Raw genomic sequence first — 11,541 nt, forward strand, 5'->3', positions numbered from 1 at the left:
CCTCAGGAAACGGGCCACGACGCCGCCCCCACCCCCCTCACCGGCGACTTCGCCGCCCCTGTCTCCTCGTACACCCTCACCACCGGCTTCGGCCAGGCCGGCGACCGCTGGGCCGCGGACCACACCGGACAGGACTTCGCGGCGCCAACGGGCACGCTGATCACGGCGGTTCACGACGGCACCCTCACCCACGCGGGCTGGGCCGGCGCGTACGGCTACCGCATCGTCCTCACCCTGGACGACGGTACGGAGCTGTGGTTCTGCCACCTGTCCTCCATGGTCAAGACGTCGGGCCGGGTCCATACGGGCGAGGTGATCGGCCGCGTCGGCGCCACCGGCAACGCCACCGCCCCGCACCTCCACCTGGAGGTCCGCCCCGCCGGCGGCGCCCCCACGGACCCGGCCATCTGGCTCCACGACCGGGGTGTCACCCTCTGACCGCCGCCCCGCGGGCCGCCACCACCCGACCACCCACCTCGTCCCCAACAGACCGTCCGCCAGCGGGGAATAAATCCCCGCCCCTCGACGCTGCACCCACACATGACCGCGACACACACCCAGAGCACCCCTCACGGCCCCGAGCCGCTCGGATCGCTGTCCGTCTCCCGGCTGTGCCTGGGAGGCAACGTCTTCGGCTGGACGGCTGACGAGGCCGAGTCCTTCGCCGTCCTCGACGCGTACGTGGCCGGCGGCGGGAACTTCATCGACACCGCCGACGTTTACTCGGCATGGGTCCCCGGCAACAAGGGCGGTGAGTCCGAAACGGTCCTCGGCAACTGGCTCGCGGCCCGCCGCAACCGCGACGATGTCGTGATCGCCACCAAGGTCGGCGCCCACCCCGACCACAAGGGCCTGTCCGCCGCCACGATCAAGACCGCGGTCGACCTCTCCCTCTCCCGCCTGCGCACGGACTACATCGACCTCTACTACACCCACTACGACGACGAGTCGGTCGAGGTCGGGGAGTTCCTGACGGCGCTCGACGAGCTCGTCCGGGCCGGCAAGGTCCGCGAGATCGGCGCGTCCAACATCTCCGCCCGGCGCCTCCAGGAGTCGCTGGACTTCTCCGACCGCGAGGGCGTGGCCCGTTACGTGGCCCTCCAGCCCCACTACAACCTCGTCTCCCGCGACACCTACGAGGGCGAACTCGCCGACGTGGCCGCCCGCAACGGCCTCGGCGCCGTCCCGTACTACGCGCTCGCCTCCGGCTTCCTGAGCGGCAAGTACCGCCCGGGGACCACGGTCGACAGCGCCCGCGCCGGGACGGCCGCCGAGTACCTCGCGACCGAGCGCGGCCGCCGCGTGCTGGAGGCGCTCGACACCGTCGCCAAGGCCCACGGCGCCGAACCGGCGACCGTCGCCCTGGCCTGGCTCGCCGCCCAGCCCACCGTCGCGGCCCCGATCGCCAGCGCCCGCACCGCCGCCCAGCTCCCGGCCCTCCTGGCCGTCACCGAGCTCACCCTCACCGACGCCGACCTGACCCTCCTCACCGAGGCATCGGCCTGACACCCGGGCGGGGCGGCACCCACCAACGCGCCGCCCCGCCCCACCCGCAAACGGGAAACGCCCGCGCGCCCCCGCTCCGCCCTCACCCCCGCCGGTCGGCCACCGCCCACGACGCCAGCGCGACCGCGCCCGCCACCGCGAACACCGAAGGCCACGCCCCGATCTTCTTCGCCAGCGGATGCGACCCGGCGAACGCCGCCACATAGGCCCCACTCAGCGCCGCAGCCGCCTTCGCCCCGGCCTTGTCGTGCCACCCCTTCGCCGCCACGGCCCCAGCAGCCGCCAGCGCCACCCCACCCAGCGGCCGCTTCTTCGTCCACCGCGCGACGCCGTAACCCCCCACCAGGCCCCCGGCCGCCACCACACTCGTCGGAATCCCCGCCATCACAAAACCTCCCGCTCTGTCTGTCTTCCCCGACCATACGCGCGGGGTCTGCCAGCGGCTGTCTGCAGGCGTCAGCCGGCAGGGCTGTCCTGCATCCGTCCCGACGCAGCCCGGAGCACCTTTTCAGCGTCTGCCGCGAGCCTCTTCTGCAGAAGGCCGTGAGCGAGACCTATGACGGCTGGAGCCTGCAAGTCCCGGCCGCATGCCTGGAGCAGAGTGTCCGTCATCGCGCCCACTTCACGGCCGCGCAGCACGACGACGAGCGCAGTCATCTCAGCCGGTGTCGATACTGCGAGGGCGTTCTGGAGCAGCGCGGCCGCTTCATGGAGCTTCTGCTGGCTCAGGAGGGACGTGACATCCGTGGCGATGCGCTGGGCGGCGTGGGTGTCTCTCAGCTCAGCCTGCCGGTCCTCCCAGTGGCGGGGGACCGGCAGGGGAGCTGATGCTCTGTTCGCCGCCGTTAGACGTTTATGGCGGCCGGCCTCAAAACCGGCCCACTGGTCCATATTCTGGTGTGCGGCAAGTTTCTGCTGCAGTTGCCATACCAAGCTCCGGGCGGCCAGGAGTTCGGCAGCACGGTGACTCAGCTGGCGGATGAAATGGTTACATCCGCGACAGTCGGTCGGCGTGTTTGCTGAAATTTGCAGTTCCAATAGATCGCTCAGCTCAGGCGGGTGCTGGCCTTCGCGGGCTCCGTCCCGGGCCTTCTGGTGCAGCCAGCGGATGAACCACTCCGGGGCTATCTTCCGCCCGCTGAAGTAGCGGGATACGGTCGACTTGCTGAGGGGTTCGCGATCGCAATCTTCAGCTGCCTTTTCGGCGAGAAGCGCGAATGTTTCCGTGCCGGGCGGCAGCAGGGGCAGCAGTGCCCGCAGCGCCTGTGCGAGCCCTCGTGCACCGGGGGGCAGGTCCGGGTCCAGCTCAGCCAGACGGCGTCTCTTCACTGTCATGTTCCCTCCCCTTGCTGCCGTGACAGTTGCGGTCAGCTTAAACGCCTTCGTTGCATTTTCCCGGGCAACGGCCGCTGCCGTTCGCATTGTCCGCGCCTGCCTGCGACAAATGGTCAGGCATGGAGCTGCTGGCCCAGGTCCCGGGACCACCAGCAGTCATTGATGTCAGCAGAAGCAGGGGGTTTGTGATGGATGTGCCGTCCTGGAAAGACGAAAAGTACGGGAGCAAGATCCGCGTTGCTCTCTGGCTGCTGGAAGTGGTGGGGGAAGGGGGACGGTTCACCAAGGCGGCGCTGAGGGAGGCGTTTCCCGGGGTCGCGCAGATCGACCGCCGTATGCGCGATCTGCGCGCCGCGGGGTGGGTCATCAGCACCAGCCGAGAAGACCCGCGTCTCAACCCCGACGAGCACCGCTTTGTGGAGCAGGGCGAGCCGGTCTGGGTGCCTGGCAAGGGCAAGGCCAAGCAGAACACCTACCTGACCGCGGCTCAGCGCAGTGAAGTCATGCGGTCGGACAGCTATCTGTGCCGCAGCTGCGGGGTGGGGTCGGGTGAGAGTTTCGGTGCGGGCCTGGGGACGGCGCAGCTCGACATCGCGCGCCGTACGGTGAAGCTGCCGGGCGGCGCCACTGAGACGCAGCTCGTCACCGAATGCAACCGCTGCCGGGTCGGGAACCGGGGCACGGAGGCCGACCTGTCGGCCCTGCTGGCCGGTGTGGACGCCCTGGGGCTGGTGGAGCGCAAGGTTCTGGCTCAGTGGCTTAAGGCGGACCAACGCACGTTCAGCGTCCTGGAGAAGCTCTGGGGAACCTACCGGAGCCTGCCTGCTGGGGCACGTGAGACTGTCCTGCAGGCAGTTCTTGGCGAGAGTGAATAGAGGGGCTGGGACCACACCATGCAGGAATTCCCGCCGCCGCCGCGGGCGGCTGAGCTGAGCAAACTGATCACGAAGCGGGTCCGGGAGGTCAAGGAATCAGGCGGCACCCGCGAGACCGTGACGGTGGAGTGGAACGGGCAGCCGCTGAACGTTGAGGTCATCGACCTGCCCCTGTCGGACCTCTATTACAACCCGGCAACGCACCGGATCCGGGCGCAGCGTACGTTTGACGCAGCGAAGGACGAGACGCTGAAGTCCGATCCCTGGGGGGGCGATGGCCAGGGATTCCTGGACCTGCTGCTGAAGGCTGAGCCGGCTGATCCTACTCGGAGGGACCCCGCCTTCGACAAGCTCAAGAAGAGCCTGCAGGAGTACGGGCAGACCGACCCCGGCCTGATCACCCATGACGGGATCCTGGTCAACGGGAACACCCGGGCTGCCGCGCTCAGGGAACTGGACGCAGCAGGGACCATGCGGGTGGGGGTCCTTCCTGCCTCCTTCACCTGGGCCGACATCAACGCGGTAGAACTGGCGCTGCAGCTTCGCAAGGATCACCGCCGTGATTACTCGTACATCAACCGGCTGCTTGCCATGGAGGAGCAGGCGAGCCTCGGGCGTACGCCGGAGGTGATCGCCAAGGCGTTCCGGATCCAGACCAAGACCTATGAGCAGGAGCGGTGGATTCTCCGCGTGGTGCGTGACCAGATTGAGCGCAGCACAAGTCAGAACGCTGCGCTGCGGCTGGTCGACTTTGAGGATCACCAGGAGAAGCTCAAGGAACTGCACCGCGACTATGTGAAGCTGGCGGCGGCAGATCCCGAGCGGGCAGAGATGCTCAAGGAGTCCCGGATGACGGCGATCACCCTCGGTTTCTCCAAGACGGACGTCCGGCACATCGAACAGGGCTTCCACGAGAAGTACCTCTCTGCCGTACTGCCTGAAGGGCTGCTTGCCGGGGCGGAGGAGGAGCAGAGTGTGTCCGTGCCCGGTCTTGGCCTCTCGGTCCCCGGTGCTTCGGCGAAGGTGTTCGCGGCGCGGGAACTGAACCGGTGCGTTCTGCAGGCAAAGGCCCAGGTTGCATCAGCGGAGACGAGCGAAGAGGAGAAGCGGCAGGCACAGGCTTTGCAGGACGGTGTAAGCGTGGCATTCGACAAGGCAATCGACCGGGCCGGCCGCGATGCCCGGCTGCGCAAGCGCAAGCAGCTTGCCCCTGAACGGCTGCTCGACGCCTGTGCGGCTATTGAACTCTGCATCGGCGAGCTGGTAAAGGCCCGTGCCTCACACAGCCTGGATGAAGCGGCCTTCGACGAGGCTGCGGTCAGACTGCGCGACAGTGTCCGGCAGCTGGCGCAGCAGGCCGGCCGGGGGGCTCGGGAGCCCGGCGAGGGCGTGAGCTGGCTTCTCAGCGCTGCATCTGCGGGTCTCAGCTGATGGCAGGCATCAGCACTGAGCCGACGCTGCTGCTCGGCTTCGATACTTCCCGCACAAAGGTCGTGCTCAGGACGACCGAGGAGTGCCGCTCTGACCTGGTCCAGCTGGCCGCCCGTTTCCGTACTGGCGGCCAGCTTGGCCCCCTTGCCGTCATCGTTGAAATCGACGATCTTCTCGCCAACCTCAACGCCGTCAGCAGCTGGCCTGACCCGCAGGGGGTCGAATGGGCCCCTGACCTCCGCGAACTGGTCGTTTCGAGCATTCAAGATGCGGAGACGGTACGGAAAGAACTGGAGGCACCGGGCGCACGCGAGCGCCTGGATCCGGCTGATGTGCAGGCGGTGCTGGGCGCCAACTGGGCCGCCCCGCTCACCGGATTCCAGAAGCGCGATATTGCGAAGCTGCTGTCGCTGAGGCACGGGGCCAACTTCAGTGTGCCGGGAGCAGGCAAGACCCGCGTCGGCCTCGCCATCTACGCGGCGATGAAGGAGCGGGGCGAAGTTAGCCGGCTGATGGTGGTCAGCCCGAAGTCGGCCTATGAGTCCTGGCTGTACGAGAGCGGCGCCTGCTTCCACAGCAGGCCGCGGCCGATGCTTCTCGAATCAGCTCGTGACGAGTGGGCCGAGCTTCTGATCGTCAATTACGAGCGGCTTGACCGTTCGCTTCCCTTCCTCGCTGCCTGGCTCCAGGAAGCCCCATCCATGATCATTCTGGACGAAGCGCACCGGATGAAGCTGGGTGCCCGGGGAACGTACGGGGCTGCCTGTATGACCCTGGGGCCTCTGGCCAGGCGCCGGCTGATCCTCACCGGGACTCCGGCTCCGAACGGAGCCAAGGACCTGGAGAACCTCCTGGGCTTTGTGTGGCCTGGATATGGGCAGCGTGCTGTGGCTCAGGCGGTGGCTGACGGAAACCTGGCTGAGGCCAGTGCGGCTCTCCGTCCGCTCTTCACCCGGACGACCAAGGGGGAACTGGAACTCCCGCCGCTTGAGCCGGTGCTCGTACCCGTGCCGATGACGCCGCTCCATCAGGAGGTCTATGGGGCGCTGGTCGGTGATATCTCGGCCCGTGCGGTCTCCAGCGCGGACGATTTCGCCGCCCTCGGGCGGTCGGCTCTGCGGCTCCTGATGGCGGCCACGAACCCTGCCCTGCTGCTGGAAGGAAGCACCAGGTATGAGCCGGTCGAGTACCGCCTCCCCCCGCTGGACATCCCGGAGGGCGGCTCTCTCTACGAGCTGCTGAAAGACCTGCCCAGTTACGAGCTGTCTCCCAAGTACACAGAAGCTGCCAGGATCGTCTCGGCGAACGCCGCGGCCGGCCGGAAGACGCTCGTGTGGACAACGTTCGTGCGCAGCCTGACGTCGCTGGCCAAGCTGCTGGAGAACTTCGGCCCGGCAGTGGTCCACGGTGGTACGCCCGACCGGGACGAACAGCTCCGGCGTTTCCGCGAAGATCCGGACTGCATGGTTCTGGTGTCGAACCCGGCCACTCTCGGTGAGGGCATCAGCCTCCACCAGGTCTGTCACGACGCGGTGTACGTGGACCGGGACTTCATGGCGGGCCGGTATCTGCAGAGCCTTGACCGGATTCACCGGCTGGGTCTTGCGCCCGGTGTCGATACACGGGTGACCGTCCTTGCCGCTGAGGAAACGATTGATGAGGTGGTGGCGCGCAGGCTCCAGCAGAAACTGGACTTCATGGCTGGTGTGCTGGATGACCCCTCGGTTCAGCAGCTCGCCGACCTGCAGGAAGCGCCCCCGATGGCGGGTGGCCTGGACACCCAGGACATCCGGGCGATGCTGAGGCACATCGGCAGGGGCTGAGCAGAGACACCGGGCTGCTCCGGGCGGGGAACATACCCTGCCTGGAGCGGCCTGCGTGTGTCCTGGGACACTTCGGGTGCTGTATGGCGGACCAGAGAGCAGCGGCAACTCGTCAGAGCCGACTGAGATCTCTGCGACACTAGAGAATCTGCCTTGAGCCACACCAGGAGGATCCACGCCGATGGGCGCGAGCAGCCGCGATGAGAGCGATCCGCTGACCTCGATTGAGATCTGCGCAGGAGCGGGGGGCCAGGCACTCGGCCTGCACCAGGCGGGATTCCGGCACCTCGCCCTCGTCGAGATCGATAAGCATGCGCACGCAACGCTGGACAAGAACATCGCCGCCCACGAGGACTGGGGCGCATGCGAGGCGCTCAATCAGGACCTCGTGAGTGAGTTTGATCCCGGCCGCAAGATGGCAGCTCTCGGCGGAAGGGCCCTCAAGGAGGGTGAACTCGATCTGCTGGCCGGAGGGGTCCCCTGCCCCCCGTTTTCTGTGGCCGGAAAGCAGCTCGGCCGTGACGATGACCGGGACTTGTTCTGGCGCATGGTTGAGCTGGTTGAGGCCCTGAGGCCCCGGGCCGTCATGATCGAAAACGTTCGCGGCATCATGGATGCCAAATTCGACAGTTACTGCGATGACGTCATCAAGGACATCGAGAAGCTCGGATACTGGTTCTGCGGCTGGCATCTCCTTGAGGCGCATAACTATGGTGTTCCGCAGCTCCGTCCGCGTACGGTCTTCGTTGCTATCCGGGACTCCGAACGGCAGGCGGCGGGCCTGGGCGTTGATGACTTCCCGTGGCCGGTGGGTGTAAGCAAGCGGCCGAAGAATGTATTCGAAGCGCTCGAAGAAACCATGAAGGCTCGTCGGGATGCCCTGGTCAGAGAATTCCCTGCGCGCGCTGAGCAGATCGCAGACGCATACGACAGGTGGCAGAAAGAGGCCGACCAACCGGGCACGGTAGCCCCCACTCTCGTGGGCGGGTCACGTAAGCATGGCGGCGCTGACCTGGGGCCGAGCCGGGCAAAGGCGGCCTGGGCTGCGCTCGGCGTGGATGCCCTCGGTGTAGCCGATGACATCCGCGAATGCAAGACGGTTGACCAGGAAAAGCATCTTGAGCGGGAGTTCCTGCGGCCTGCGGGCCCCATGCTGACTGTTGAGCAGGCAGCAATCATTCAGAGTTTCCCGGCCGACTGGAGGTTTTCTGGCCGCAAGACTGCTCAATACCGCCAGGTCGGAAACGCTTTCCCGCCTCCGGTTGCTGAAGCAGTCGGGCGTGCCATCGCATCTGTTCTTCAGCCGTCGCGCCGGGATGAGCTGCTGAAAGGTCTCGCGATTGAGAAACTGGGGGCGCGCAGAGGGAAGCGCGGATTCCGGCAGAGTGAGATCGCAGAACTGCTGGATGTCTCAGTGTCCGCCGCGGAGCCGTCGCTGGACGACCGCAGCAGCGATCTTGTCCGCGCATAGCCTGGCAGGCTCGTGTTCCCAGAACCGGAGCACGAGCCAGCCTGCCTCAATGAGCTGCTGGTCGGTATCCCGGTCCCGGTTGACATTCCCGGCTACTTTCTCTGACCAGTAGCCCGGATTCGTCTTGGGCGGAACATAGTGCTCGGGACAGCCGTGCCAGTAACAGCCGTCAATGAAGACAGCCACCTTTGCCGGACGGAACACCATGTCGGCAGTCCGTCTGAGTTCCGGCAGGGGACGGGCAGCTACCCGGTAGCGCAGCCCGCGCGCGTGGACCAGCCGCCGGATCTCCTGCTCAGGCTTCGTGTCTCGGCTGCGGATGGCCTGCATGTTGCGCCGGCGGGCAGCCGACGAGGCCCAGGAGCCCTGCGGTGCTGTCCACTGGTCTTCATCAGGCACGCACCTGAGAGTAGCCCTTGAGCACATCCGGCATGGAACGGGGCGGCCCTGCGCCGGATTCCGGTCCCCCACTACGAGCCCGGGAGGCATCGGCTTTACGGGCGGTAATTATCTCCCTGGCGCGTTGTTCCCGGTGGGCGGGCCAGCTGCTGGGCAACAGCCTGGAGCAAGGCCGGGCCGGCCCAGGGGCGGTGGTGCCAGAGGCGTTCCAGGAGGTCGCGTTCGCGGGTGGTGAAGTCGGGGGGCGGGCCCGTCAGGTGGGCGCGGCGGCGGTGGAAGGAGAGGGCGGTGGCCAGGGCGGTGTAGGCGGTGACGGCGCGGGCGGCGGCCGGGCCGTGGGTGCGGCGGGCGATATCGCGGGCCAGCGCGCGGGTCTTCAGGGACGACAGCGCCAGCGGCTCGGGCGGCGCCAGCCAGCCGGCCGCGGTGTACGGCGCGAGGTAGGCGCGTACGGAGAGGAGTTCCTGGTGGCGCGCCCAGAGCGCCAGCCACGTCACCGCCACCAGCACGGGCACCATGACCGCGCCGTAGACGGTGAGGAAGCCCGCGTCGCCCAGGGTGGAAGCGGCGTTCCACACGCCGTGGAGGAGGATCGCCGCCGTCAGGCCGAGGAGGGCCAGCGCCGCCCGGGCCCGGCGGCGGCGCGGGTAGCGGGTCGCCGCCGTCCCGAACGCCAGCCCGGTCAGGATCGTGAACAGCGGATGCGCGAACGGCGACACCACGATCCGTACGAAGAACGTCCCGGCCGTCAGCGAATCCAGCCCGCTGTGGCCCATCGACTGGTCCTCGCCGAAGGCGCTGCCCAGATAGAGCACGTTCTCGGTGAACGCGAAACCGGTGGCCGTGATCCCCGCGATGACGATGCCGTCCGTGATGCCGTCGAAGTCGCGGCGCCGGAAGCGGTAGAGGAGGACGATCGCGGCGGCCTTCATCACCTCCTCCACGATCGGCGCGACGACCGTCGAACCCCACGCCTGGGCCTCGGTCGGCGACGCGGAGGCGATATTGCTGGCCAGCCAGTCGGTCGCGAAACCGTTGGCCAGGACCGCGACCAGGGTGGCGGCGCACGCCCCCCAGGCGAACGCGAACGCCAGATTCCGCCACGGCTCCGGCTCGATCCGGTCCAGCCAGCAGAACGCCGCGATCAGCAGCGGCACCGGGAACACCGCCAGCCCCAGCCCTACCAGGAACCCCTCGGTCCCCGTCTGGCGCCGCACGATCCCCAGGATGATCACTCCGGAGAGGGCCAGGAGCGACGCCAGCGCGATCGCCCGCACCGTCCCGCTGTGCCAGGGCGCGGGCCGGCGCCGCGGCCCCCGGTGCGCGTCGGCGGATGTGGCGGATGTGTACGGCGGCGGGCCGGCTGAGCGCTCGGGGAGCGGCGGCGGTGACGGGTACACCCATCGACCCTAACGAGGGCCGGGCGGGTCCGGCAGGTGAGTTCGCGGCTCGGTCCGGCCGAGGCCGGCCGGGTCCCGCGTCCGTGCCGCCGCAGGCCCCGGCTCAGCCGCGTCGGCTCGGGTCCGACTCAGGCCGGGGCTCAGGCCCGGCGGCGGAACATGAGGTCGCGGACGACGTGCCCCTTCTCCAGCCCCTGGCCCTCGAACTTGGTGAACGGGCGGAAATCCGGCCGCGGCGCGTAGTCCGCGTGGAGATTCTCCAGCGCCGGCTCGGCCGAGAGCACCTCCAGCATCTGCTCCGCGTACGGCTCCCAGTCGGTCGCGCAGTGCACCAGGGCGCCGGGCGCGAGCCGGGACGAGGCCAGCGCCACGAACTCCGGCTGGATCAGGCGCCGCTTGTGATGGCGCTTCTTCGGCCACGGGTCCGGGAAGTAGACGCGCAGACCGGCCAGGGAGCCGGGGGCGAGCATCTCGCGCAGCAGGATGATCGCGTCGCCGTTGGCCACCCGGATGTTGGACAGGCCGTCCCGCTCCGCGAGACGGAGGAGGTTGCCCTGGCCCGGGGTGTGCACATCGCAGCCGAGGATGCCGGTCCCCGGGTCGGCGGCGGCCATCCGCGCGGTCGCCTCGCCCATCCCGAAACCGATCTCCAGGACGACCGGCAGGCCGCCGAAGAACGCGTCGAGATCGAGGCGGGACAGCCCGTCGACGTCCACGCCCCATACGGGCCACAGGCGGCGCAGCGCCCCGGCCTGGGAGGCGGTGACGCGGCTGCGGCGCGGCTGGAAGGACCGGATCCGCCGCTCGTGGTGCGAGCCCGCGGGGTCGGCCGCCGGCCCCGTCCCGTCGGGGAACATCGGCTCCCCGCGCCGCGACCCGCCGGCCTGCGGGGGCGTGGCGGTGGCCAGGGGAGTGCTTCCGCTTGTGGCCGGGGCGGGGACTGCGCCGGCCTCCGCCTCGGCGGCGCGGGCAGCGGCGGCCTCAGGGGCGGCGGACTCGGGGGAGACGTCTTCGGGGGCGGCGGTCTCGTGGGTGGCGGGATTCTTGGACACAGTGGTTCGATTCTACGGACGCCGGCCCGGTACCCGGGAACGGCGACCCGGCACCCGGGAACGCCGACCCTGACGCCGGCGCGGCCGGCACTCCGGCCCGACCGGCACTCCGGCGTCGGCCGGCGGCGGGCCACCGGGCGGCCACGCGGCGTAAAGCGCCGGTCGTGCGGCATAAAGCGTCGGTCGTGCGGCCTAAAGCCCCAGGCCCCCACCCACCCCGATCACCGCCCGCTCACCTCACCCCCGGCG

At 68.7% G+C, this 11,541-nt stretch carries 11 protein-coding genes; 6 read left to right on the forward strand and 5 right to left on the reverse strand.

What is annotated here, in order from left to right; genetic code table 11:
- Positions 1–438 (forward strand): M23 family metallopeptidase (locus ADL22_RS06710; protein ID WP_159048591.1); only part of this gene is annotated, 438 nt, incomplete at its 5' end.
- 102 nt (positions 439–540) lie between these two features.
- Positions 541–1,506, forward strand: coding sequence for an aldo/keto reductase (locus ADL22_RS06715; protein WP_066974701.1), 966 nt, complete (start codon positions 541–543; stop codon positions 1,504–1,506).
- A gap of 82 nt (positions 1,507–1,588) precedes the next feature.
- On the opposite strand, the gene ADL22_RS06720 is transcribed toward ADL22_RS06715, so the two are convergent.
- Positions 1,589–1,891, reverse strand: a complete 303-nt coding sequence (locus ADL22_RS06720) for a hypothetical protein (protein ID WP_066974717.1) — start codon at positions 1,889–1,891, stop codon at positions 1,589–1,591.
- Between the two features lie 71 nt (positions 1,892–1,962).
- Positions 1,963–2,841 (reverse strand): hypothetical protein, encoded by an 879-nt coding sequence (locus ADL22_RS35185; RefSeq protein WP_159048592.1) that lies wholly within the window; start codon positions 2,839–2,841, stop codon positions 1,963–1,965.
- Between the two features lie 119 nt (positions 2,842–2,960).
- Here ADL22_RS35185 and ADL22_RS06730 point away from each other — a divergent pair, with 119 nt between their 5' ends.
- The 4 genes from ADL22_RS06730 (at position 2,961) to ADL22_RS06745 (ending at position 8,441) form a co-directional block, all read left to right on the forward strand.
- Complete coding sequence (locus ADL22_RS06730) at positions 2,961–3,716, forward strand: hypothetical protein (RefSeq protein ID WP_324615513.1); 756 nt, start codon at positions 2,961–2,963, stop codon at positions 3,714–3,716.
- Positions 3,717–3,734: 18 nt separating this feature from the next.
- Positions 3,735–5,147 carry a hypothetical protein gene (locus ADL22_RS06735; protein WP_066974707.1) on the forward strand — a complete coding sequence of 471 codons (1,413 nt, stop codon included), beginning with the start codon at positions 3,735–3,737 and terminating at the stop codon, positions 5,145–5,147.
- Positions 5,147–6,970 (forward strand): DEAD/DEAH box helicase, encoded by a 1,824-nt coding sequence (locus ADL22_RS06740; protein WP_066974709.1) that lies wholly within the window; start codon positions 5,147–5,149, stop codon positions 6,968–6,970. The genes ADL22_RS06735 and ADL22_RS06740 overlap by 1 nt, the downstream gene beginning before the upstream one ends.
- Positions 6,971–7,151: 181 nt before the next feature.
- A complete protein-coding gene (locus ADL22_RS06745; protein ID WP_066974711.1) occupies positions 7,152–8,441 on the forward strand; it encodes a DNA cytosine methyltransferase in 1,290 nt (429 codons plus the stop codon).
- On the opposite strand, the gene ADL22_RS33595 is transcribed toward ADL22_RS06745, so the two are convergent.
- The 3 genes from ADL22_RS33595 to trmB form a co-directional block, all read right to left on the reverse strand.
- Entirely contained in the window at positions 8,382–8,840 is a 459-nt protein-coding gene (locus ADL22_RS33595; RefSeq protein WP_267890147.1) for a very short patch repair endonuclease, read from the reverse strand. The two genes, ADL22_RS06745 and ADL22_RS33595, sit on opposite strands and share 60 nt — an antisense overlap.
- Before the next feature lie 95 nt (positions 8,841–8,935).
- Positions 8,936–10,240, reverse strand: coding sequence for a PrsW family intramembrane metalloprotease (locus tag ADL22_RS06750; RefSeq protein ID WP_066974713.1), 1,305 nt, complete (start codon positions 10,238–10,240; stop codon positions 8,936–8,938).
- 140 nt (positions 10,241–10,380) lie between these two features.
- Positions 10,381–11,292 (reverse strand): tRNA (guanosine(46)-N7)-methyltransferase TrmB, encoded by a 912-nt coding sequence (trmB, locus tag ADL22_RS06755; RefSeq protein ID WP_066974715.1) that lies wholly within the window; start codon positions 11,290–11,292, stop codon positions 10,381–10,383.
- Between the last annotated feature and the right edge of the window lie 249 nt (positions 11,293–11,541).

It is taken from the genome of Streptomyces sp. NRRL F-4489 (assembly GCF_001509485.1).
Classification (GTDB): domain Bacteria; phylum Actinomycetota; class Actinomycetes; order Streptomycetales; family Streptomycetaceae; genus Streptomyces.